The organism is Clostridium cellulovorans 743B, from assembly GCF_000145275.1.
In the GTDB taxonomy this organism is placed as follows: Bacteria; Bacillota; Clostridia; order Clostridiales; family Clostridiaceae; genus Clostridium_K; species Clostridium_K cellulovorans.
In genome coordinates, this window is sequence record NC_014393.1 from 814,597 (window position 1) to 838,042 (window position 23,446).

21 protein-coding genes are annotated in these 23,446 nt (G+C 30.0%); 18 read left to right on the forward strand and 3 right to left on the reverse strand.

Annotated features, from left to right (window positions below; translation table 11 throughout):
• Positions 1-307 precede the first annotated feature (307 nt).
• The 4 genes from CLOCEL_RS03325 (at position 308) to CLOCEL_RS03340 (ending at position 4,208) form a co-directional block, all read left to right on the forward strand.
• The gene (locus CLOCEL_RS03325; protein WP_010074802.1) at positions 308-1,567 is read left to right on the forward strand and encodes an amidase domain-containing protein; all 1,260 of its coding nucleotides are present in this window, start codon (positions 308-310) and stop codon (positions 1,565-1,567) included.
• 109 nt (positions 1,568-1,676) lie between these two features.
• Positions 1,677-2,108 carry a hypothetical protein gene (locus CLOCEL_RS03330; protein ID WP_010074801.1) on the forward strand — a complete coding sequence of 144 codons (432 nt, stop codon included), beginning with the start codon at positions 1,677-1,679 and terminating at the stop codon, positions 2,106-2,108.
• 640 nt (positions 2,109-2,748) lie between these two features.
• Positions 2,749-3,762, forward strand: a complete 1,014-nt coding sequence (gene trpS / locus CLOCEL_RS03335) for a tryptophan--tRNA ligase (RefSeq protein WP_010074800.1) — start codon at positions 2,749-2,751, stop codon at positions 3,760-3,762.
• A 176-nt stretch (positions 3,763-3,938) separates the two neighbouring features.
• Complete coding sequence (locus tag CLOCEL_RS03340; RefSeq protein WP_010074799.1) at positions 3,939-4,208, forward strand: hypothetical protein; 270 nt, start codon at positions 3,939-3,941, stop codon at positions 4,206-4,208.
• Between the two features lie 204 nt (positions 4,209-4,412).
• Here CLOCEL_RS03340 and CLOCEL_RS03345 read toward each other — a convergent pair whose 3' ends face one another.
• The gene (locus tag CLOCEL_RS03345; RefSeq protein WP_010074798.1) at positions 4,413-5,675 is read right to left on the reverse strand and encodes an Nramp family divalent metal transporter; all 1,263 of its coding nucleotides are present in this window, start codon (positions 5,673-5,675) and stop codon (positions 4,413-4,415) included.
• A 369-nt stretch (positions 5,676-6,044) separates the two neighbouring features.
• On the opposite strand from CLOCEL_RS03345, the gene CLOCEL_RS03350 reads away from it, so the two are divergent.
• The 3 genes from CLOCEL_RS03350 to CLOCEL_RS03355 all read left to right on the forward strand — a co-directional run bounded on the left by CLOCEL_RS03350 (position 6,045) and on the right by CLOCEL_RS03355 (position 7,643).
• Positions 6,045-6,530, forward strand: a complete 486-nt coding sequence (locus CLOCEL_RS03350) for an iron dependent repressor, metal binding and dimerization domain protein (RefSeq protein WP_010074797.1) — start codon at positions 6,045-6,047, stop codon at positions 6,528-6,530.
• 372 nt (positions 6,531-6,902) lie between these two features.
• A complete protein-coding gene (locus tag CLOCEL_RS23645; protein ID WP_010074796.1) occupies positions 6,903-7,034 on the forward strand; it encodes a hypothetical protein in 132 nt (43 codons plus the stop codon).
• A 12-nt stretch (positions 7,035-7,046) separates the two neighbouring features.
• A complete protein-coding gene (locus CLOCEL_RS03355) occupies positions 7,047-7,643 on the forward strand; it encodes a hypothetical protein (RefSeq protein WP_010074795.1) in 597 nt (198 codons plus the stop codon).
• A 79-nt stretch (positions 7,644-7,722) separates the two neighbouring features.
• Here CLOCEL_RS03355 and CLOCEL_RS03360 read toward each other — a convergent pair whose 3' ends face one another.
• Positions 7,723-8,172 (reverse strand): YccS family putative transporter, encoded by a 450-nt coding sequence (locus tag CLOCEL_RS03360; RefSeq protein WP_010074794.1) that lies wholly within the window; start codon positions 8,170-8,172, stop codon positions 7,723-7,725.
• A 421-nt stretch (positions 8,173-8,593) separates the two neighbouring features.
• On the opposite strand from CLOCEL_RS03360, the gene CLOCEL_RS03365 reads away from it, so the two are divergent.
• The 8 genes from CLOCEL_RS03365 (at position 8,594) to CLOCEL_RS03400 (ending at position 18,870) form a co-directional block, all read left to right on the forward strand.
• A complete protein-coding gene (locus tag CLOCEL_RS03365; RefSeq protein ID WP_010074793.1) occupies positions 8,594-10,930 on the forward strand; it encodes an ATP-dependent DNA helicase in 2,337 nt (778 codons plus the stop codon).
• A gap of 154 nt (positions 10,931-11,084) precedes the next feature.
• Positions 11,085-12,071, forward strand: a complete 987-nt coding sequence (locus CLOCEL_RS03370) for a Gfo/Idh/MocA family protein (RefSeq protein WP_010074792.1) — start codon at positions 11,085-11,087, stop codon at positions 12,069-12,071.
• Between the two features lie 308 nt (positions 12,072-12,379).
• Positions 12,380-13,669, forward strand: coding sequence for a hypothetical protein (locus CLOCEL_RS03375; protein WP_010074791.1), 1,290 nt, complete (start codon positions 12,380-12,382; stop codon positions 13,667-13,669).
• 65 nt (positions 13,670-13,734) lie between these two features.
• Positions 13,735-15,015, forward strand: coding sequence for a hypothetical protein (locus tag CLOCEL_RS03380; protein WP_010074790.1), 1,281 nt, complete (start codon positions 13,735-13,737; stop codon positions 15,013-15,015).
• 133 nt (positions 15,016-15,148) lie between these two features.
• The gene (locus CLOCEL_RS03385) at positions 15,149-15,874 is read left to right on the forward strand and encodes an ABC transporter ATP-binding protein (protein WP_010074789.1); all 726 of its coding nucleotides are present in this window, start codon (positions 15,149-15,151) and stop codon (positions 15,872-15,874) included.
• The gene (locus CLOCEL_RS03390) at positions 15,861-16,613 is read left to right on the forward strand and encodes an ABC transporter permease (protein ID WP_010074788.1); all 753 of its coding nucleotides are present in this window, start codon (positions 15,861-15,863) and stop codon (positions 16,611-16,613) included. The genes CLOCEL_RS03385 and CLOCEL_RS03390 overlap by 14 nt, the downstream gene beginning before the upstream one ends.
• A gap of 8 nt (positions 16,614-16,621) precedes the next feature.
• Positions 16,622-18,073, forward strand: a complete 1,452-nt coding sequence (locus tag CLOCEL_RS03395; protein WP_010074787.1) for a sensor histidine kinase — start codon at positions 16,622-16,624, stop codon at positions 18,071-18,073.
• Between the two features lie 101 nt (positions 18,074-18,174).
• Positions 18,175-18,870, forward strand: a complete 696-nt coding sequence (locus CLOCEL_RS03400) for a response regulator transcription factor (RefSeq protein WP_010074786.1) — start codon at positions 18,175-18,177, stop codon at positions 18,868-18,870.
• An 84-nt stretch (positions 18,871-18,954) separates the two neighbouring features.
• On the opposite strand, the gene yidA is transcribed toward CLOCEL_RS03400, so the two are convergent.
• Complete coding sequence (gene yidA / locus CLOCEL_RS03405; RefSeq protein ID WP_010074785.1) at positions 18,955-19,764, reverse strand: sugar-phosphatase; 810 nt, start codon at positions 19,762-19,764, stop codon at positions 18,955-18,957.
• Positions 19,765-20,148: 384 nt separating this feature from the next.
• Here yidA and CLOCEL_RS03410 point away from each other — a divergent pair, with 384 nt between their 5' ends.
• From CLOCEL_RS03410 to CLOCEL_RS03420, 3 genes are all read left to right on the forward strand, one after another.
• The gene (locus tag CLOCEL_RS03410) at positions 20,149-20,727 is read left to right on the forward strand and encodes an AAA family ATPase (protein WP_010074784.1); all 579 of its coding nucleotides are present in this window, start codon (positions 20,149-20,151) and stop codon (positions 20,725-20,727) included.
• Positions 20,728-20,848: 121 nt separating this feature from the next.
• Positions 20,849-22,444, forward strand: coding sequence for a peptide chain release factor 3 (locus tag CLOCEL_RS03415; protein ID WP_013291607.1), 1,596 nt, complete (start codon positions 20,849-20,851; stop codon positions 22,442-22,444).
• A gap of 387 nt (positions 22,445-22,831) precedes the next feature.
• Positions 22,832-23,248 carry a CBS domain-containing protein gene (locus CLOCEL_RS03420; RefSeq protein WP_010074781.1) on the forward strand — a complete coding sequence of 139 codons (417 nt, stop codon included), beginning with the start codon at positions 22,832-22,834 and terminating at the stop codon, positions 23,246-23,248.
• Positions 23,249-23,446 lie beyond the last annotated feature (198 nt).

The window sequence follows — 23,446 nt, forward strand, 5'->3', positions numbered from 1 at the left end:
CAGTGGATAAAATTTTTGAAATATATAATTCCCAATAATGCTTCTATATTAAATCCATAGACAGTTGATAAAATAATGTAGTTTTTAGTTGGAATAGCTACAGTATAATTATGAGAATAGGCAAGTTACGGATGAAAGTATATAAGTTCCACTTACGTTATGTAGCATAGTTAAAATAATATTAATTTATTTATTGGAACATATATATTGAAAAGTTATATTAATTTAAAGTATGTATTTAGAGTCTGACTTCAAAATGTATATTGAAGGTTAGACTCTAAAATTCATACGAAAATGGAGAATAACCATGAAAAGAAAAATCAAAAAAACATTAATGATTTGGATAATGGTTTTTGTCACTTTTACTACTTGTTCAGTTCAAGGGGTCACTTCAAAAGGAAAGGATACTCCAGAACAAATAGTTGATAAATATTTTAGCTCTAGGATGAGAGCTATTGTAACTCAAAAAGTAGAAGATATGGATGTATTTTTTTCGAAGAAATATCCATATTCACAAAAGAATCTGCTGTTTAATCATTGTTATATATTAAGAGATTACATTATAAATTTTGCAGAAGGCGATTATATTATTGAAAGAGTCGAGCCCATGCTGATTATTATGGAGAATGAAAAAAATAAGGAGCATTGCTGCATAAGAGCCACATTACTGTGCAATTTATATTGGAATGCAGGTAATCCTCTAGGAGAATCTGTAGCATCTCAGCTTCTTGAAAATCATCAAATCAATTTAACTTACGAAGAAGATGGTTGGAAAATAGAACGTGATATTTTTTGTACTGAAGCAGGAAGTTCGCTCAAAGCTGAAGAAGAAGATTTAGAAATTTTAATACAAAAAGATAATGAATTTAGAGTAAGAGCAGCAACTGCTATAGAAAAAGCAAAAGAGAGTGCACCAGCTAGAATAAAAATTATAGAGGATAAGGATGTGGATATGAATAATGCAGCTTTAACTTCTACAAACAATAAAACTCCTGAGGATAAAAACAAAATTTATAATAGAGCCTTAGCATACAATTATGCTATAACTTATGCATTAGTTCCCAATCGAGCTTTTAGAAATATGGAAGTAACTTTTGATACAGGGGATGCTACAAACTTTGTTTCACAATGTATAAAAGCTGGTGGTGCTTTATGTGCGTATAATGAGGCGCTTCCATGGTATTATGAAAGTAAAAATACTCATAGTACTTTAGATGATACTTGGTCTTGGCATTGGAGTACTCCAAGAGGACTTTTTTACATATTAGATGGAAACTATAAGAAGAATATTTTTGGACCTAAAGCTAAAATAAAAGTTATAAAAGGTGATAATAGTTTTGATAAATCCATGACTAGCGATATAATGCTTGGAGATGTTATACAATATGCTAAAGGCGAGAATGCTGATAGTATATATCATTCTTCAATAGTAACAGGCTTTTTATATAATAGCGGAAAAGGTTGGTATGAACCTCTAGTATCGCAACATTCATCAAATTTACTAAATGTTCCTTGGAAGAAGGGGGCTTATAAAACTTATTTTATTTCATTGACAGAAATAAATTAGTTATTAATAAATTTCATTAAAAATAGCTGATACTAATATATTTTAAGTATAATGAAGCTTTTGTCATAATATATATAACCAAGGATTAAAAATTTTTGGGGGATCAGTTATGAAAAAGACATGGATAACTTATGGGCTGATAGCTTGTGTCAGCTTAGCGTTAGTCACTGGATGTGTAAAGAAAGAGGATAAAGAAGAAGTTACCACAACCACAAGAACAACCATATCTGCTAATGACGTAGATAATATAGTAGTATCAAAGGATAATAAAAGGATGGAAACCTTGATAAAAGGGATAGATGACGATAAGATAGATGAGTTCGTAGAAATATATAACAGTGCAGATTTCACTGAAGATGCATCGATAGATGAAGATCAACAAATAGAGTTAACAATAAATCTTAGCAATGCAGATACTGTAGAGTTAAGTGGTGGCGATGAAAATTATGAGAGCTGCTATTATAACGGCAAAACTTTTAAGGTATCTAGTGAAGAATTAGCAAATTATTTTGATAGCTTAAATTATCGTTATTTAAAATAAATTTACATAGAACTAGAATATAGGATTTGAGGAATATAAAGTTCAGTGGATTAGTAAAAATAAAATCCTATATAAGTTCTTTGAGCTTATAAATATATTTTTAGGGATATATTTATAAGCTGTTTTTTATTATATAAGAAAAAACTAAAAACCTTTTCATATATATTGACAGTTACAAAGATAAGGTCTAATATATTTATATAATCGATGACAAGAATAGTAAGTTTAAAACAAGCTAAAAGAGAGCTGAGGATTGGTGGAACCTTAGTAGTGATGTTTAAACTGAATGGGCCTTTGAGATGTTTTATGAAATAAGTAATAAAGCCGTAGCCAGCGTTAATGGTAGAGGAGAAAATGTTTTTTTACATATGCTTTGATATATAAATTCCAATAATATTTATACATTAAATACAGAGTTTACTGAAGTCAATGTAGATTTTTAATGAGAACGTATATATAATTTCTTTATGAGAAATTACAGTGGAATTTTATTGAAGTATATTAAGAATAATCATTTCTTAAAATTTAGGTGGTACCGCGATATATTCGCCCTATGCAGTTTGCATAGGGTTTTTAATTTAGATCTCTTGAAAAATAGTGAGGGACAGATATTGATAGCTAAGATATAGGAGGAAATAAAATGGAAGCTAATACAACAGAGAATAAAAAAGTTATTTTTAGTGGAATACAACCATCCGGGGATTTGACACTTGGAAACTATTTAGGGGCTTTAAAGAATTGGGTGAAACTTCAAGACCAATATGAATGTTATTATTGTATAGTAGATTTGCATGCAATAACAGTAAGACAAGAGCCTAAAAATTTAAGAGCTAAAACTCTAGAACTTCTTGCAATCTATGTGGCAGCAGGAATTGATCCAGATAAAAATACATTATTTATACAATCACATGTGCCAGCTCACAGTGAAGCTCAATGGTTATTAAATTGTAATTCTTACATAGGCGAACTATCAAGAATGACTCAATTTAAAGATAAATCAGCAAAATATACAAATGTAAGTGCAGGATTATTAAACTATCCAGTACTTATGGCTGTAGATATATTGCTATACCAAACAGATTTAGTGCCAGTTGGTGGCGACCAAAAACAACACTTAGAGCTTACTCGTGACTTGGCTCAAAGATTTAATGGTGCTTATAGTGAAACTTTCAAGATTCCAGAACCATATATTCCACCTACAGGAGCAAGAATAATGGATCTTCAAGAGCCGACAAAGAAGATGTCAAAATCAACTGAAAATCCAAATGGGTGTATATATATATTAGATCCTCCTGAAGTTATAAGAAAGAAGATAGCAAGAGCTGTAACTGATAGTATAGGAGTTGTTAAATACAGCGATGAGCAGCCAGGAGTTCAAAATCTTATGTCGATTTTAAGTACAATTACTGGAATGTCTTATGACGAAATCGAAAAGAAATATGAAGGCAAAGGCTATGGAGATTTTAAAAAGGACGTTGCAGAAGCAATAGTAGCTGAACTTGAACCGCTTCAATCAAAGGTAAAGGAACTTTTAGCTGACAAAAAGCAGCTTGAGGAGATTTACAGCAAGGGTGCACAAAAGGCAAACTATGTAGCAACTAAGACTTTAAGAAAGATGCAGAAGAAGATAGGCTTTATACCTGTGTCTAGATAAATAAGTTTAAATGTTGAGAAAAATATTAAAGGATGTTAATATAAGGATTAAAAGGTGCCTTGTATGAACATCCTTTTTAGGTAAGACGTGTTAAAAAGGTTTTCGCCGACGTCTGATGTTTTACACAAGATAGAGGATATTAAAGAGTCTATTATATTATATTTGGGAGGGCTGCTATGAAATTAAAAAAGTTAATGCTAAAAGGTTGTGTTATAACATTAGCAATCTTATACATACTATATACACCTAGTGCAGCTATAAAAAGTCACTTATTTTTTAGTAATCCTATAAAAAGTCTAACTTGTAGTATAACGAAATCTAATTATGTTGATTCATATTATGGACAACAATACTTGGTAGATGGTTTTGATGATATTCATTTTGGATATGTTAATAGAAATCTTGTAGGGTGGTGCTATTGGTCAGGGGGAGGTTCTGGCCCATAAAAATGTTGTGTTGATTGGTGTTCATTAGGAAGTGAATAAGTTAAATACAAATATTCTAAGTTCATACCCTTTGAGGAGTGTGGATTTATTTCTTACACAAAAAGGGCTTCGTACTTAGTACGGCAGCCCTTTTGACTTGTTGAAAGCCATATGGATTATAAAATGAGGAATTAAAACTTAAAATATTTTATTATAGTATCTGTATTAAAATCCAATTAAGGTAGAATACAAAAGTACACAATTCAAAACTACAATTATTAGAGCAATTGCAAATCCAAATATCTTAGTAGCTGAGGAGTTCACGAATTCCCCCATAATAGATTTTTTGCTAGTTAAAAGAATCAGAGGAATTATTGCAGCAGGTAGTGCAAAGCTTAAAAAAACTTGACTAAGAACTAGGGCTGTCATTGGATTTATTCCTATAGCTAGAATAAACATAGCTGGGACCATAGTGATGAGTCTTTTTATATTTGTAGGGATTTTTATATTAACAAAGCCATTCATAACCGTTTCGCCAGCCATAGTACCTACTGTAGAGGAGGAAAAACCAGAGGCAAGTAAGGCAATACCAAAAGCACCACTGGAAAGAGAGCCTAGTAGGGGACTTAAGGATTTGTGAGCATCCTCAATGGAATCAACTACAAGTCCACTTTTATAAAACACGGCAGCAGAAACTATTACCATAGCAGCATTAACTATAAAAGCAATATTCATGGCTATGAATATATCTATTTTTTCTAGCTTAAGATGCTTTTTTTTCTGGCTTATTGAGCAATTTTTATTTCTGTCTTGAACTAGTTCTGAGTGCAAGTAAATTACATGAGGCATCACTGTAGCACCTAGCATTCCAACAGCTATTAATAACGAATTGTTATCAGGAAGTGTTGGTACCAATGTACCTAAAGCTATAGCAGAAAAATCAGGTCTTGCTAGGAAAAGTTCTATGGTATAAGCAAGACAGATGATGGCTACTAAAATGGTTATAACTATTTCAATTAGCCTTTGTCCATATTTTTGAAGGTAAACTATTCCAAAGGTTATGATACCCGTTAATAAACCTGCTATGGGAAGCGGAATTCTAAATAAGAGGTAAAACCCAAGGGAAGCTCCTAAAAATTCTGCTAGGGTAGTGGCGATTGTAGCTAGTCCTGCTACAAACCAAAATATCCAATTTACTTTTTTCGAAAATACCTTTCTACATAAGCCTGTTAAATTTTCTTCTGTAGCTATACCCAACTTAGCAGATAAGGTCTGAAGAAAAATTGCCATAAGGTTACTCCAAAATATAACCCATAACAAGCTGTAATCATATGAAGAACCACCAGTAATATTTGTTGCAAAATTACCAGGGTCAATGTAAGCAACACTTACAACAAAAGCAGGTCCTATAAATTTTAAATTGCTCCTCAGTTTATTCTTAGTCAAGGGTCTATAAGTAAGACCTTTCCCTTCTTTTGCAGTTTGCATAAGAGTTCCACCTCCGACGTAATCATAAGTTAAAAGTAAAGTCATATAAGTTATATATAGTAACAGCTGTTTAATATATTGAGATTAATGAAAAAATCAAAATTTTCACTACCAAGTTGTGATAGTTAACTTAAAAGAATTTAGTTAATACCAATAAATATAGTTAACGTTAATAAACACAGTTTACATAGAATAATTGAGTTGACCTAAACTAAAAGAATTTCCCTTATACAACTTATGAGATTATATATAGAAAAGTTACAGATATTGATTTTATTTTTAATGATAGGACATAGAAGGGAAAATAAATTAATATTATATAAGTAGGTTTAATATTTTTTACTAACTATATATTTAGGAGGCATTCGGGTGAAAGATAGTTTTTTTCATACCTTTAATGAATATATGAAAAAAGAACATAATGTTCTTACCGCATCAATGGAAGATTATCTTGAGATGATATACAGACTTTCAATTAATGATAAGTTTACTCGAATAAAGGAGTTAGCTTCAGCTTTAAATGTGCAGCCATCCTCAGCGACAAAAATGGTTCAACGATTATCAGAATTAAAGCTATTAAAGTATGAGAAATATGGTTTAATTATATTTGAGGAAAAGGGAAGAGTTTTAGGAGAGTTGTTATATAGAAGGCATATAGTAGTAGAAGAATTTTTCAAATTAATAGGAGTTGGAGAAGAGCATATTTTAGAAGATACTGAAAAGGTGGAACATACTATTTCTATAAATACTTTAAATTGTTTTGAACATATGACAAAGTTCTTTAAAGAAAATCCGGAAAACTTAAAGGATTATATTAATTATCTATCAAAGCAAGGTTTCAAGTTGAAACCTTAATTTTTTTAGATGCCTATAGAATTAATAAACTTATTGTTCCAATGATTTATGATAGTGTAGAATAATTATATATATAAAATTAGATGGGCTGATGTTTTGAGTGTTGGCTCATTTTTAGTGTGCTTATTGTAGTGAAAGGCTTCGAACATACTTTAAAGGTAAGATTAACTATACAAAAAATGGATTGTAGTAAACAATAATATGAGATTTAAAAACAAAAAACAAACCACTAGTTATTGTAGATTCTCCGATTTATGACTTCATAAGATAAAATTAGAAATATAGTTAAGAATATGTGAAGTAATTTTTTGATTAAGTAATAGAAGCTTATTATAACAGTAGGTATTTGAAAGAAATTTTTAGAGGGATTATATGACTATAGGAGTAGGATTAATTATATCGAAATATAGTAGTAAAGAATGTCTTGATGACATTAGAGAAAGATATGGATTAGACTTAATTGAAATATCAAATAGTCATATTGATATGCAATTATTAAAATAGGGAGATTAACAAATGGAATTAAGGATTGAAAAAGTAAGACTAAAAGATAATTACCAGTACAAAATAATTGAGGAAGACAATCTTATTAATACAGCAGAAGTTAATCGTATTGTATATTTTGACTTTAGAAAAATATCTTTGTTTGATACTGATGGTAATGAAGTTATTAGTTTGAGGCAAGAAGATAAGAAGAAATTAATTCTTGAGAATACACCAATTATAAGTATATTTAGATTCAGCAGCTGTCCATATATATATTATAAAAATGGAGAAAATCAAGGATATTTACGTAACAATCATGGTTCAGTAATCGGAGAAATATTAGGTAAAAAATTTGAGATATGGAGCCACTCACACAAAGATATTTCCGTATATTGTGATGATGTACAGGTTGCAGCAATAAAAATAAAACGACTTAAAAAAGTTTATTGTGACGAATATAAAGTAATTTATGATAAAGATTTTGATAAAGAATTAGCGATAATGACTTGTTTATTTTCAGATGTAGTATGGAATATACCGTCTAATGAATTTGATGGCCCAAGGGATCAGTGGGAGAAACAGATATTTGGGAAAAAAATAAATTCTAATTGGAAACCAAAAGAATAGACATTAATTTAGCAAGTGGGTATAAGTAATAAGAACCCCACTTGCTATTTTTATAGGTAATTACGTCTCAGCCTAAAAGTTAACTAATAGGGTTTGACGACTGCTTGCCCAATTGAGGTTTAATTAACATAGCACCACTTGCAGTCATTATTAAGGATATAACTGCTATTATACGGAAGAAAGCTAAATACCCTTTTATCCCAAAGAACTCAAGTCCATACCACGGACCTATTAGTAAAATTTCAAAAGGTAGAAACCATCCAATTGAAGCATCTGTAGCATTTAAATATACATTTACTAAAGTTGCTCCAAACGTAATAATCCAAAATATGCAGAAATACATCTTGAACCCTCGAGTTGAACCTTTCGCGCCATATACTAACATTAAAATCCAACAAAAGATGTAGCCCAATGTGATAATTGCATTACTTACAGTCGCAGGTCCATGGAAGGTTTCGAGCAAACCCCAAACTGTACAAAAAATAGATATTGCAATTGAAAAACATAATAACGTTACTGCATTTTTCATCTTTTGTAATCTCCTTAGAAATATATTTCTATTTATTAAGTATATAGAGATTGTATCATAAGTTTCCAAACCAGCATAGATTTATATGCTTATGAAGATATAAACTTCAACTCGGCAAGTGGATGTAAGTAGCAGAAAAATCCACTTGCTATTTTATAGAGTAATTTCTTTATAACGTAAATGTTAGCTGACAGGTTATTTTTATAGAACTAAGATAAAGATATAAAAAACTTAAATGCAATATATAAGCTTTTGTATTAAAATAGTTCTATAGTGAATAAGACTCTTATACATGATTGGGGTAAAACATTAATTCATCAAGACAGTAGAAAATTTTAGAACCCATGCTTTTTAGGTACCAGTGAAAGAAAGTATGTTGATTAATTAATGTAATGTATGGGGTGTTTAAAGGATGGTAAACATGAGAGAAATTAAGATATCTATAAGAAATTTAGTAGAATTTATTATGCGACATGGTAGCATTGATAATAGATATGTTGGCAGTGTTAGAGCTGTGGAAGGTACAAGGGCACATCAAAAAATTCAAAGGGGCTATAAGGATAATTATAAGGCTGAGTTTCCTTTAAAATATGAGATTGTTGAGGAAGATATAAAAATCATAGTAGAGGGAAGAGCTGACGGAATTTTAAGTGAAGATGATGATTTTATAATCGATGAAATAAAAACTACTGTAAGAGATTTAGCTAGTATAGATGAAGACTTTAATCCTCTTCATTGGGCCCAGGCAAAGTGCTACGGATACATATATTGCTTGCAAAATGAACTGTCGGAAATATATATACAAATTACCTATTACAACATAGAAACCGATGAGACTAAATTTCTTAGAAACAAATATACCTTTGATGAGCTTAAGAATTTTTTCTTTGATTTAATAGATAAATATAAAGAGTGGGCGGAAATTCAAAAGCAGTGGGAAAATCTTAGGGATGAGACTATAAAGTGGTTAACTTTTCCTTTTAATGAATATAGAAGAGGGCAAAGAGATTTTGCAGTAAGGGTCTATAAAAGTATAACTGATGGTAAGAAGTGTTTTGCTCAAGCACCAACTGGAATTGGTAAGACTGTATCTACTCTTTTCCCAGCAATCAAGGCGTTAGGAGAAGGTCATAGTTCAAAGCTTTTTTATCTTACAGCAAAGACAATAACTAGAGAAGTAGCAGAGAATACTATAGAAGCTATGAGAAATAAGGGTTTAAAGCTTAAAGCTGTGACTATAACTGCTAAGGATAAGGTATGTTTTATGGAAGAGTCCAATTGTAATCCAGAATATTGTCCTTATGCAAATGGTTATTATGATCGTATAAATGAAGCTTTAAAGTTAATATTAAAAGAAAAGGGTGATTATACAAGAGAAATCATCGAGAAATTTGCTAAGGATTATCAATTATGTCCTTTTGAATTGGCTTTGGATTTAACTTTATGGTCTGATGCAATTGTTTGTGACTACAATTATGTTTTTGATCCAAAGGTTTATTTAAGAAGGTTTTTTGAAAATAAGACTACAGATTTTACTTTTTTAATAGATGAGGCTCATAACTTAGTTGATAGAGGGCGGGAAATGTTTTCTGCCACCTTAAATAAGAGTGATGTAATGAATCTTAAAAAAGAGCTTAAGGAAAAAGATAAAAGACTTTATAAAGCTCTTAATAATATAAATAGTTACTTTGTGGAGAAGAAAAAAGCTTGCGAGCCAGAAGGTATTATTATAGAGAAAGAAGAGCCACTGGAACTTTATACTTTCCTTAGAGTTTTCTTAGAAAGGGCAGATGAATATCTATCAGAAAACCAAGATGATAGTGAAGAATTATTAAAGTTTTATTTTGATGCTTATAGTTTTATGTCTATTGGGGATTTATATAATGAAAAGTATGTGACCTTTACAGAGAAGAACTATGATGATACAAGAATAAAACTTTATTGTGTTGATCCTTCTGAATTATTACAAGGAGCTATGAAACGAGGAAAAGCTTCTGTTATTTTTTCTGCTACCTTGTTACCATTACCATACTTTCAGGATATCTTAGGTGGAAATTCAGAAGATTATTTAGTGAATTTGACTTCTCCTTTTAATATAGATAACAGGTTATTGCTTATTGCTGACAATGTATCCACAACTTATACAAAAAGAGAGGAATCTTTGGATGATATTGTTGATTATATAATTCTTACAGCTAAAAGCAAGATAGGAAATTATATGGTTTTCTTTCCTTCTTATAAATATATGGAGATGGTATATGAAAGCTTTTTAGAAAGAGAGACTGGCTTAACTTCAAAAATTCAAGGCTCTAGTATGACGGAAGAGGAAAAGGAAGAATTTCTTGGAGCATTCAAAAATGATCCAGAAGAATCCTATATAGGATTTTGTGTTTTAGGTGGTCATTTTTCAGAAGGGATAGATTTAACTTATGATAGGCTCATAGGTGTTATAATAGTCGGAGTAGGTATGCCTCAGATTGGAATTGATAGGGATATTATAAAGGATTATTTTAACGAGAAAGAAGGAACTGGTTTTGATTACGCATACACTTACCCTGGAATGATAAAGGTACTTCAAGCAGTTGGTAGGTGCATTAGAACCGAAGAAGATAAAGGTGTAATAGTACTTATAGATACAAGGTATGGGCAAAGAAGGTATACACAGTTATTCCCAGCAGAGTGGCGAAACAATAATAAGGTAAGAAGCACAGAGGAAGCAGCTACTCTTATGAAGAATTTTTGGGATAGAATTGAATAAGCAGTATACGTAAATAAATTAGTTGAAGACTAATTTAAGTAACCTTCAATTAGAAATGTATATTGATTTCATAAATGGTATGTACATTTAATCTAGAAACATTATTGGAACTTATATAGAAGCTAAAATTTATAACAAAACAGGAGGAAAACATATGATTAACTTTGGTGTAATAGGAACAGGAAAGATAGTAGAACAATTTTTAGCAGCGGCAGCATTAGTTGAGGATTTTTCTTTTACTGCTATTTATTCGAGAACTGAAAATTCAGCAAAGGCTTTTGCAGAAAAGCATGGAGCAAAAGAGTACTACACTAATCTAGAAGAAATGGCAAAGAGTAAATCTATTGATGCAGTTTATATAGCATCACCTAATGCACTTCATTGTGAGCAAACAATTTTATTTTTAAATAATAAAAAGCATGTGCTTTGTGAAAAAGCTTTAGCTTCAAATAGTAGGGAAGTAAAAAAGATGATAGAAGTAGCAAAGAAAAATCAAGTGTTTTTAATGGAAGCCATGAAAACTACAGTAACTCCAAACTTTACATCTATAAGAGAGAATTTATATAAGATTGGAAAGATAAGAAGCTATGTAGGAAACTATTGTCAGTATTCTTCAAGGTATGATCAATATAAAGAAGGGATTATCCAAAATGCGTTTAAACCAGAGCTGTCCAACGGAGCAATAATGGACATCGGAGTTTATTGTATAGAACCTATGGTTCAACTTTTTGGTAAGCCTAACACTATAAAAGCAACAGGAGTAATGCTTGAATCAGGGGTAGACGGAAGTGGAAGCATAAGCTTTGGCTATAAAGATATGGAGGCTATTGTGATATACTCAAAAATAACACATTCCTTCTGTTCATCAGAAATTAAAGGTGAGAAGGGTAGCATCATCATAGGTAATATGAATAACTTTAATGATGTAAAAATTCATTATAGAAGTGGAGACGTAGAAGATATTTCAATAAAGCAAAATAAGGAATTAATGATTTATGAAATAGAAGAATTCATAAAATCACTCAAAGCAAGAGAAATGGAGTCAAAGGTTAATTCTCATGAAGTTTCCATTAAAACTATGGAGATAATTGATGAGGCGAGAAGTCAAATTGGTGTTGTATATCCTGCAGATCAAAAATAGTTTTATATTTGGAATGTAAAGGCAACACAAAAAATTTATACTTTATTTATATTTATGTTAGATAAAATATATAGGTGCGTTTTATAATTAAATAATAAGAAAAATCTCTAATAATTGATCTGAAATATGATAATAAATTAAAGTGATAGTTAGTATTTGAGTAAATCTACGATGCAAATTGCGTAGATAAATAAGGTATTTGCTAAGTTTCTATACTTATTGACTCTATTAGTAAGTAATGTAACAAAATAAATTAACGTTATGATTGATTGTTTTGGAAAAAAGCTTAAATAAAAAGGAGTGAAAAGATGAAATTTAAAAAGAAGAGATTAATAGCTTTAAGCCTAATAATTGGTTCAACGCTATTTGTATCTACAGCTCTTGCTGAAATCAATTCAAAGAGTGGCTATGAACAAGGAAAAGATATACTCAAATATACTGCGTCTCAACTTTATGAAGGTAGTATAAAAAGTTATACAATAGAAACTGAGACCACATTATTAGACAATGATGATATTATGGAAAAACAAAATGAAGTAAAGAAATATGATATAGTAAACAAGCGTATGGAAGACACATCTACTCAATTAAAAAATGGACAGCAAGTTAAATATTATTTTTATAAGGACCTAAATAAAGATATCAGTTATGATAAATCTAGTGATACTTATTATGTTACTCAATTTTCTGAGCCACAGAGTATTGATTATTTAGGTAAGAATCCCTTTAAACAACAATATGCTTCTGACTTTGAAAAAATTGCTGATGCAGTGGTTGGTAATCTCAAAGATTATGTAGTGGTTTCTGAAAGACCAGATGGAAGCAAAATGTTATCAGGAGCTATTAGCAAAACTCAGATTCCGGCACTGGTTAATGCAATTTCTTCTTATTTAATGAAGCAAGAACTTTCTAATACTTATGATCAAGAAAAGCAAGCTTATGTAGATAGAGGCTTAAAGGATGTATTTGTGAAAGCTGTAAAGGGAAGTGCTAATGTATCTAAGTCAGGAATTGTGGAAAGTGTTAATATAGATACATTAATAAGTGCTAGAGATGATAAGGAAGAATTTCATATTTTTACATTAAAGACTGTCATTAAGGTAAAGGATTTAAATAGTACAGTAGTAAATGAACCAAACTTAAAAGAAAAGACAGTACAAACCACTTATATTGATAATAAAGGAAGCGTTACTGCATCAGATAAGGTTGATATTGGTATATATAAAGGAACTTATAAAAATGATATATTAATTGTGAAAGATAACAATATTGTAAAAATAGGTGAAAGAGTTTTAGAGATAAGAGAGATAAGTGAAAGTAAAATTAATGCATATTATTCAGAAAATTACCTAGAGGGTTATGAAAACTATAAAAAGTCAGCAATATTTGCAGATATAGAAAAAAATTTAGAAAAACATCCAGATAAAAATCCAGCAGAAAGGTATTATTCTATTGCTATAGAATTCACTTATGGAGATAATGATGAGATGGGATATTTAGGGTTATATGAACCAACTAGTGTTAATGTTAGCTTTGAAAAGCATAAACAAGATAGCGATGTTATTGCTAATTCTAATCTAGTTAGGGTATTAAATTAGAGATTTTCATTTTTGATTATCAAAATTAGAATCAGAAGATCTATATAAGTAAAAGGTGAAGGAATATGAAGTTGAACAAAAGGCAGAAGATAGCCCTAAGTTTTGTAGTAGGATTAATAATGTTTGTAACAACAGCTTTAGCTGAAATAAATTCCAAAAGCGGATATGAGGAAGGCAAGGATATTTTAAAGTATACTGCAACTAGCCTTAGTGATGGAACAATATCAAATTATACAATTGAAAGAGCTATAGAATTAAAGGATAATGGTGCGAAAATTTTATGTGAGAATTCAATTACAAAGTACGATGTAATAAATAAGGCAATTGAGAAAGCTATTTTAGGAGGGGAAGGAAAAGGACGTTATCAAAATCATAGTTATATAGACAGTAATATTAAGATAGATAGTATAGATAACGGATATAGAGTTAGTAATAATTTTTACGGAAATAACTTCTATAAGTTTTCAACCCCTTTTGAAAGAGGTGATTACTCAGATTTAGAAAAAATAACGGATGCTGCTATTGGTGAGTTGAAGGATTATATTGTAGTTTCAGAAAATCCTAATGGAAGTAAAGAACTAGCAGTGTCTGTCAATCAGGCACAAATACCAACAGTAGTAAATGCTATGACTTCATATTATTTTAAAAGTAAATTAGGTAAAACATATGATGCTGAAACTCAGAGTAATAAATATAACTTACACAAGGATATTTTTATCAAATCAGCATCAGGATGTATGAACATAACAGAGCAAGATATAGTTGATAAAATCATTGTATCTTTAAGCGTCATTGGAAAAGATGAGCAAAATAATGAGCATATAATTACCCTAGATATACTTCTTAAGATAACTAATATTAATGAGACTACTGTAAAAAAACCTAATTTAGATGATCCAAATATTACTGTTCAATATGATAATTATCAAAAAGGCGTAGAAAAAGTTGATATTAATATTTATGTTGGAACTTATAAAAGTGATATAACTGTTGTTAAAAATGGAGAAGTTATAAAGATTGGTGATAGAACAGTTGAAATCAAAAGTTTAGACACAGATACTATTTCAATAATATATTATCAAAATTATAAGGACGGATATGAAGAAGGTAATGCGAAATCATCAGTATTTAGGTTTACTGGAGAACAAAATAATAGTAAAGAGAGTTTTGGAAAGTTTTATTCTTTAAATTATAATATAAGAGATGTAGATTCTAACAATAGTGTTGGGACTATAGACTTGCAAAGCCCAAGTAGTATCTATTTTGATATTAAGTCAACAAATGATAATAAGGATGAGAATAAAGAAAAAACTAATCATGTTCTTTTTCAAAGAGTAGTACAATAACTTTTTATTTTATCGAATTAGTTAGATTATAATTTGTTTTTAGAGTGAATGATAAGAAGAGTTTCAAAATTTGAAAGCTTTTTTATAAAGGGCATGGAATTATGTCACTAATCTTAAAATAGGAGAAACGGTTATGGATGTGGTTATTGAAATAAAAAATCTCACTAAATTATATAGTAACAAAAGAGGTATAAGAGATATAAATTTACAAATTCAAAGAGGCGATGTTTTTGGTTTTTTAGGACCTAATGGAGCTGGTAAAACAACCGCAATGAAAATTATGACTGGACTTGTAAAACCAGATTCTGGTGATGTGAAAATTCTTGGACATAGCATTTTAGAAGATACAGAAAACGCTTTGAAAAAAGTAGGATGTCTAATTGAAAATGCGGAAGCGTATCCCTATCTAACGGCTTTTGAAAATCTTAAACAATTTTCAAGGTATTATGATAATGTAGACGAAAAGAGAATAGAAGAGGTATTAGAACTTACAGGAATTTTCAAATATAAAAATGAAAAACCAAAGAAATTCTCTTTAGGTATGAAACAAAGACTTGGAATAGCAGCAGCAATTGTATCTAGACCAGAAATCGTAATATTAGATGAGCCACTTAATGGTCTTGATGTTGAAGGTATGATAAGTATGAGAGAACTTATAAAGAAGCTTTCTGTGGAGGAAAATACAACTTTCTTTATTTCTAGTCACTTAATTCATGATATAGAGCTCACTTGTAATAAGATAGGAGTACTTCATAATGGGGTTATCCTTAATGTAGAAACAACACAGAACATATTAAATAATTATGCGAGTCTTGAAAATTATTTTGTCAGTGAGGTTGAAGCAAATGCGAGGGTATAAAAATGCAGTGATAAATGAGGTAGAGAAATTATATAAAAAGAAAAAGGTAATAATATCAGCTATATTATCACTAATTAGTATATGTATTGGGGAATTAGCAGTAATAGCGCTAAGAGAAGGTCTTGGGATAATAGGAGCCCAGAGTATGGACTTTCCTATATTAGTATTATCTATATTAGTATATACTGTGTTGCCATTATTTACAGCTTTAGTTGCAGTAGATAGTTTTAGTGGAGAGTTTTCACATAATACCATGAAAATTCTTATAACAAGGCCTATTTCTAGGTTTAAAGTATTCTGTGCAAAGTTTACAGCTATAATTATTTTTATATTATCTAATCTTTTATTTGCAATGCTTTTTTCTATAATTGCAGGAATTTTATTTAATCCAAGTACTTTTTCAATAAGTGGACTTATTCAAGTAATAATTAGTTATTTTGTTACCTTATTTCCTATGATTGTTTTAGCTTTATTAGTTGTGTTCTATGCGAATATGATAAAGAGCGGAACAGCAGTATTTTTTCTAGCAATAATAACATTTATAGGTTTCAAAGCTTTAGAAATTGTATTAACTAAATATTCAGGAATATTTTTTACATCTACTTTTGGATGGTATAAGTTATGGATAATGAATATTTTCCCAGCATGGAAAATACTTCGTCAAGGGATGCTTTTAGTTAGTTATTCGATATTATTATTTACAGGAAGCTATTATTTCTTTGATAAAAAAGAATTTTAAGGTGAATTATGAAGATAAAAAAACGATTATTTATTTCTAATATAATTACGGTTCTAATAACATTAATAATAACTATAGTTGCAACTTGTGGCTTTTTCTTTTTTTCTGCAAGACTTGATATTAGAAGAATGAACACGAAAAATATTGAAGAAGTTGTGGATAAAAGTAAAAGCCTATCAGAGATTTCAAATTATTTGATAGATTCAGAGCGTAAAATTAAAACAAACGTAGAAATTGAGAAATATCTAAGATATTCTCTAGCGGATATGAATGGAAAGTATATATTATATAAAAGTCAGAATGATATTATTCAATCTGAAGGTATTAACAGAATTGATGTTGAAAGAATTGTGGATGAGTCTAAGGGAACTATAGATATTAATGGTGAAAACTATATGTCTAAGATTTCTGGGTTTCAAAATGAAGATGGGTCTAATGGAAAGTTAATATTAATGGTTCCAGTAAGCAAAGAAACCTTTGAATCTAAACATTTTTTCATATTTATAACTATAGCTTTTGTATTTGCTTTTATTATAGCAAATTTTATCACTACCTATAATTTTGTTAGAAGAATAATGCAGCCTATAAATCATTTAAAGGCTGCAACATCAGATATAAGAGATGGAAATTTAGATTCTCAGATTATTGAAGCGGGGGATGAAGAAATACGGGAACTCTGTAATGGCTTCGAGATTATGAGAATACGTCTTAAAGATTCTGTAACTTTGAAGAGTAAATATGATGAGAATAGAAGACTTATTGTATCTAGTATTTCTCACGACTTAAAAACTCCAATAACATCTATAAAAGGATATGTTGAAGGAATTTTAGATGGAGTTGCCAATACAGAAGAAAAAGTTTTTGATTATCTTAAAATCATCAATATGAAGGCTGATTATATGAATGTTATTATTGATGATCTACTTTTACATTCAAAGCTTGATTTAAATCAGATACCGTACAATTTTGAGAAGACCGATATAGTTAATTACTTTGAGGATTGCATATGTGAATGTGAAGGAGAGCTGAAAAAGTATAATATAGATATGAACTTAGATAATCAGCTTGTGACTACAAGAATGGTTAAGATTGATAGAGAAAAGCTAAGAAGAGTTATAATCAATATAATAGATAATGCGCGTAAATATATGGACAAGGAATATGGACAAATAAACATAGATCTTAGAGAAACTAATACCAGTATCATAATCGAAATTAGAGATAATGGTATGGGAATAGATGAAGAGGAAGTAAATAAGATATTTAATAGGTTTTACAGGATAGACAAGTCTAGAAATCAAACAAAAGGTAGCGGACTAGGACTAGCTATAGCTAAACAAATAGTTGAAGATCATAAGGGTCGTATCTGGGCTAAGAGTCATGGGGGTGAAGGGACAAGTATTTTGATGTCTTTACCGAAAGGTAAGGTACTTAATAATGATGTAGAAGATACTTTATAGTAATTATACTTCGCAGGAGTTAATAAAAAATACTATCTGAAGTTCAGAAATATTCTATTTATTCAGATAGTGAGAATGTAAAAAAAGAGGAGCTTAAAATTATGAAAAAAATACTTATAGTAGAAGATGATTTAACTATTGCTAAGCTTCAAAGAGATTATTTAGAGGTTAAAGGCTTTGAAGTTGACATTGCAACAGACGGTGTTGAAGGTTTAGATAAAATTAAAAACAATAGCTATGATCTAGTGATTCTTGATATTATGTTACCTAAACTTCATGGTTACAATGTAATGAAGAGTATTCAAGATGAAAAAGATTTTCCTGTTTTAATGGTATCTGCGAAGAAAGAAGAAATTGATAAAATAAAAGGCTTGAGTTTAGGTGCCGATGATTATATAACAAAACCTTTTAGTCCAGGGGAATTGGTAGCAAGAGTTGAAGCTCACATAAAAAATTATGAAAGACTAAAAAATAAATTTGGAAGTAAGCCACAGGATAATGACATCATTATAAGAGGATTACAGGTTAAAAAACCTTCTAGACAGGTATTTATTAATGGAAAAGAAGTGAATCTTACTCAGAAGGAATTTGATTTACTTTTATACTTAGTGGAGAATCCTAATAGAGTATTTGGAAGGGAAGAGCTTTTTGAACGAATTTGGGGCCTTGAAGCTTTAGGAGACAATGCTACTATAACAGTTCATATAGGAAGGATTAGAGATAAAATTGAGTCTAATCCATCAGAGCCGCAGTATATAGAAACTGTATGGGGAGCTGGTTATAGATTTAGGGTTTAAATCTTACTTCTTTTACCGAAATCTATACAAAAATAAAAAGGAGCGTTTCAAAGTGAGACAGCTCCTTTTAGAATTTTGGGTTAATTATTTCAAAATAAACTCATTTATTACATGAGCAACTCCATCTTCATTATTAGACTTAGTAATGTAGTTTGCTACAGCCTTTAAGTCATCAGTTGCATTTCCCATAGCAACACCAAGACCAGCATATTCAACCATATGAATATCATTACCAGCATCCCCAACACAAATAACTTCTTCTTGTTTAATTCCAAGTTTATTAGCTAAAAGCATAATACCATTGCCTTTGTTTGCATCTATGTTTAAGAATTCTAAGAAGAAAGGTGCACTTCTTACTATAGTATATTTTTCTACAAGTTCCTTTGGAAGTTCAGTAACAACTCTGTCTAAGATTTCAGGATAATCTATCATCATAACCTTTGAAATAACTATATCTTTATTAACATCTTCAATATTAATATAATTTAGAGAAACATCATTCATAAATGCTTCATGAACTGTAAATTTACTTATATCTTTATTTGGAGTATATAAAGTATTCTTATCAAAGAAGTGTACATGAGTCCTTAATTCTCTACTTGCTTCGTATATAGTTATAAGATCATCATGATTCATAGTTATATGAGAGATAACATCTCCAGTAAAAGTATCTTGAACTAAAGCACCATTAAAGGTTGCTACATAGTCGCCAGCTTCCTTTAAATTTAAGTGAGTTAAATATTTGTCAACTCCTTTTATAGGTCTTCCAGTGGCTAAAACTACCTTTGCACCCTTTGCCTTTGCAGCTTGTATAGCATCAAAAACAGCAGGGGATACTGTTTTATCGTCTCTCAGCAGAGTTCCATCCATATCTAATGCAATAAGTTTGTACATAATTGAAATCCTCCTAAAAAGTATAATAAAAAACAAAATTTCTGACTTAAAAAATATATTTTTCATTAGAGAAACTGCAATAAAATTTATATGATTGTGAAAAATCAATATAAAATTATAAAGATCTTCTATTAAAATATATAAATAGTTCGTTGTACTATATGCAACAAATACCTTTATAAAAATATATTATAATTTTGATATTTTAATAATATACAAGTTTTAGGAATAGATGTCTATTATTAATATTATGAGTCGACTAGTACAACATTTAATTACACCTATTATATCATAGGAAGGTCTATAAAAGATGAATTATGTTGAATATATAAGAGATTATTGATATAATCAGAAAGGTTTATAAAATAATTGGGGGGATAATGGATGACTACTAGGATAGCTATCTTGGGAGGTCCAAGATGTGGTAAAACTACCCTAATTCAGCAGCTATATGTTGATATGAAGATAATGGGATTGAACGTTGGCTGTGCAACAGAGTACAGTACAGATTACTTAAAAGATAAAGGTATGATAGAAACTATTTCAGAACAATATGGAATATACTTAGGACAGCAAATGTTAGAGAATGAATTAAATGATTTCGATTATGCTCTAACAGATTATGCAACTTTCATGATATATATATATGGAAGGTTTATGCTTGGAAAGAAAAAGCGTACGAAAAAAGAAATTGAGATTTTAAAAGACCTATATTACTTAGCAATAAAAGATATCCCAAAGTATGATTATATCTTCTTTCTTCCAAGAGAATTTGGATATCAACAAGATGGTGTAAGATGGCAAGATGAAGATCTTGCAGTTCAAATTGATACTGCTATAAAAAACTTTTTGGACAGTGAAAATGTTAATTATAGTATTATAAATGGAAACACAAAAGAAAGAGCTGCTAAAATTTTAGAATGTATTGATGAAATTAATGAAGAAGAGAGAAAATCATCTTAAATCTAGAGTTATTATTTCATTTTAATGTAGTTTATTATATATGTAATTAGAAATTTCAGTTTTTAAAATAGAAAATTGGATATAAATATTATTGTATGACTAAGAAAAGGAGAAAAAGGTTGTGTCTGAATTAATTAAAGAAATAGATAGAAGAAGAACCTTTGCCATAATATCACATCCGGACGCAGGTAAAACTACCTTAACAGAAAAGCTCTTATTATATGGAGGAGCTATACGTGAGGCTGGTTCTGTTAAAGCCAGAAAAGCATCAAGACATGCGGTTTCTGACTGGATGGAAATAGAAAAGCAAAGAGGTATTTCAGTTACATCTTCAGTGCTTGAATTTAACTATAATGGTTTTAAAATAAATATATTAGATACTCCAGGTCATCAAGACTTCTCGGAGGATACTTATAGAACTTTAATGGCGGCAGATAGTGCTGTTATGGTAGTTGACGCAGCTAAAGGAATAGAAGAACAAACAAGAAAGTTATTCCAAGTTTGTTCTTTAAGAGGTATTCCTATTTTTACTTTTATAAATAAGATGGATAGAGAAGCAAAAGATCCTTTTGAATTAACAGAAGATATAGAAAAGGAACTGGGAATAAAAACTTATCCAATGAATTGGCCTATTGGTAGTGGTAAAGAATTTAAAGGTGTTTTTGAAAGAGCAAAAAACACTATAGCTGTATTCAACGGTGGAAACCATGGTGCAAATGAAGTTGAATCAATTAAAGGTGAAGTAAATGATCCTATATTCTCTGAACTTTTAGGTTCTGCACTTCATGACAAGCTTATGGAAGATATAGAATTACTTGATATGGCTGGAGATGAATTTGATATAAAGGCAGTTAGACAAGGTGAGCTAACACCTGTATTCTTTGGTAGTGCTTTAACAAACTTTGGTGTAGAAAACTTCCTTGAAGCATTTTTGGATTTAACTCCTCCACCTATGGTTAGAAATTCTACTAAGGGTGAAATAGATGTATACGAAGAGCCTTTTTCAGCTTTCGTATTTAAAATTCAAGCTAATATGAACAAAGCACATAGAGACAGAATTGCTTTTATGAGAATATGTTCAGGTAAGTTCCAAAAAGGAATGGAAGTTAATCATATACAAGGGAATTCCAAGATTAGACTTTCTCAACCTCAACAATTCTTAGCACAAGATAGAGAAATCATTGAGGAAGCTTATGGCGGAGATATAATTGGTGTATTTGATCCAGGTATCTTTAGTATAGGTGACACTTTATGTGCGAGTAACAATAAGTTCAAGTTTGAAGGAATACCAACTTTTGCTCCAGAGCATTTTGCTAGAGTAAGACCTATTGATACAATGAAGCGTAAGCAATTTGTTAAAGGTATAACTCAGATAGCACAAGAAGGAGCTATTCAGGTATTTAAGGAACTTCATATAGGAATGGAAGAAATTATTGTAGGTGTTGTTGGTGTTCTTCAATTCGAGGTTCTTGAATATCGACTAAAGAATGAGTATAATGTTGATATAAAAATGGATAGACTTGCTTTCAGAGCTATAAGATGGGTAGAGTCTGCTGAAGTTTCCGTAGATAAGTTAAGCATAACTTCAGATACTAAACCAGTAAGGGATCTAAAAGATAGAGATATTCTTTTATTCCAAAGCGAATGGGCTGTAAGTTGGGCATTAGAACATAATAAAGGTCTTGAACTATCAGGAATAGGTAAGGCAGAAGACTAAAGATAAACTACCATAGTAAATTCTATGGTAGTTTTTGCTTTGCAAGGATAGAAGATAATTTACTAATAAAATAAATCGAAATCAAAAGTGATTGTGGCGCTTTGACAAGTAATAAATAAAACAATCATTTAGTATCGGCTTCTTTAAAAATTTGCATAAAGAGCAGAAAAAAACGCTATAAGAAGTAATTGATACCATTATAAAGGTAGAAAAGAATAGTTTAAGTTTTTAGCTTTTTTAAGGGGAATTTAAACTTAGAAGACTATACTTTGAAATTGTAAAACCTATGTATTTAACATATAATTTTATTGTTGAGAAACTTTTATATAATAATTTGTAAGATTACTTAAGATGCCTTTATCGGCAGAAAAATTAGGGAGAGGGATAATGAATATAGCGTTTTTTTTAACACCAAAGGAAGAGTTAGTTTATGAAGACTTAGATGCAACAATGAGACAAGCTTTGGAGAAAATGGAGTATCATAGATACACTGCAATTCCTCTTATAAACAGAAGAGGAAAGTATGTAGGTACATTGACAGAAGGAGACCTTTTGTGGACAATTAAAAATCATCCAGATAAAACATATCTAGATACCAGTAAGGTTTCTGTAAAAGACATAGAAAGAAGAGTAAATAATAAAGCTGTTAGGATAACCTCGAACATAGGAGATTTATTTTCATTAATAGTAAACCAAAATTTTGTTCCTGTTGTAGATGACAATGATGTTTTCATAGGAATAATAAAGAGAAGTGATATACTTGGTTATTATAATAAAAAGTTGATAGAAAAAGGATTATTATAAATATAGATATTCTGATTAAAAAACTACATTAAGTTCATCAGCGTATATGGATTTAATATAGAAACTTTACTGGAACTTATATATCATGATGTGGTTAATAAAAAAGAATCAGAAGTATTGTATTTCACAGATACTTCTGATTCTTTTATTTATTCTATTAGCGTAAGAAAATAGAATAAATTTTAATATTATAAGTAC

Excerpts from the sequence above, each read along its gene's own strand:
- CLOCEL_RS03390 (WP_010074788.1), top strand. The coding sequence starts at position 15,861 with ATGCGAGGGTATAAAAATGCAGTGATAAATGAGGTAGAGAAATTATAT.
- CLOCEL_RS23645 (WP_010074796.1), top strand. The coding sequence starts at position 6,903 with ATGACTATAGGAGTAGGATTAATTATATCGAAATATAGTAGTAAAGAA.
- CLOCEL_RS03340 (WP_010074799.1), top strand. The coding sequence starts at position 3,939 with ATGAAATTAAAAAAGTTAATGCTAAAAGGTTGTGTTATAACATTAGCA.
- CLOCEL_RS03370 (WP_010074792.1), top strand. The coding sequence starts at position 11,085 with ATGATTAACTTTGGTGTAATAGGAACAGGAAAGATAGTAGAACAATTT.
- CLOCEL_RS03325 (WP_010074802.1), top strand. The coding sequence starts at position 308 with ATGAAAAGAAAAATCAAAAAAACATTAATGATTTGGATAATGGTTTTT.
- CLOCEL_RS03420 (WP_010074781.1), top strand. The coding sequence starts at position 22,832 with ATGAATATAGCGTTTTTTTTAACACCAAAGGAAGAGTTAGTTTATGAA.
- CLOCEL_RS03355 (WP_010074795.1), top strand. The coding sequence starts at position 7,047 with ATGGAATTAAGGATTGAAAAAGTAAGACTAAAAGATAATTACCAGTAC.
- CLOCEL_RS03375 (WP_010074791.1), top strand. The coding sequence starts at position 12,380 with ATGAAATTTAAAAAGAAGAGATTAATAGCTTTAAGCCTAATAATTGGT.
- CLOCEL_RS03365 (WP_010074793.1), top strand. The coding sequence starts at position 8,594 with ATGAGAGAAATTAAGATATCTATAAGAAATTTAGTAGAATTTATTATG.
- CLOCEL_RS03400 (WP_010074786.1), top strand. The coding sequence starts at position 18,175 with ATGAAAAAAATACTTATAGTAGAAGATGATTTAACTATTGCTAAGCTT.
- CLOCEL_RS03360 (WP_010074794.1), bottom strand. The coding sequence starts at position 8,172 with ATGAAAAATGCAGTAACGTTATTATGTTTTTCAATTGCAATATCTATT.
- CLOCEL_RS03330 (WP_010074801.1), top strand. The coding sequence starts at position 1,677 with ATGAAAAAGACATGGATAACTTATGGGCTGATAGCTTGTGTCAGCTTA.
- trpS (WP_010074800.1), top strand. The coding sequence starts at position 2,749 with ATGGAAGCTAATACAACAGAGAATAAAAAAGTTATTTTTAGTGGAATA.
- CLOCEL_RS03395 (WP_010074787.1), top strand. The coding sequence starts at position 16,622 with ATGAAGATAAAAAAACGATTATTTATTTCTAATATAATTACGGTTCTA.
- CLOCEL_RS03345 (WP_010074798.1), bottom strand. The coding sequence starts at position 5,675 with ATGCAAACTGCAAAAGAAGGGAAAGGTCTTACTTATAGACCCTTGACT.
- CLOCEL_RS03385 (WP_010074789.1), top strand. The coding sequence starts at position 15,149 with ATGGATGTGGTTATTGAAATAAAAAATCTCACTAAATTATATAGTAAC.
- CLOCEL_RS03410 (WP_010074784.1), top strand. The coding sequence starts at position 20,149 with ATGACTACTAGGATAGCTATCTTGGGAGGTCCAAGATGTGGTAAAACT.
- yidA (WP_010074785.1), bottom strand. The coding sequence starts at position 19,764 with ATGTACAAACTTATTGCATTAGATATGGATGGAACTCTGCTGAGAGAC.
- CLOCEL_RS03380 (WP_010074790.1), top strand. The coding sequence starts at position 13,735 with ATGAAGTTGAACAAAAGGCAGAAGATAGCCCTAAGTTTTGTAGTAGGA.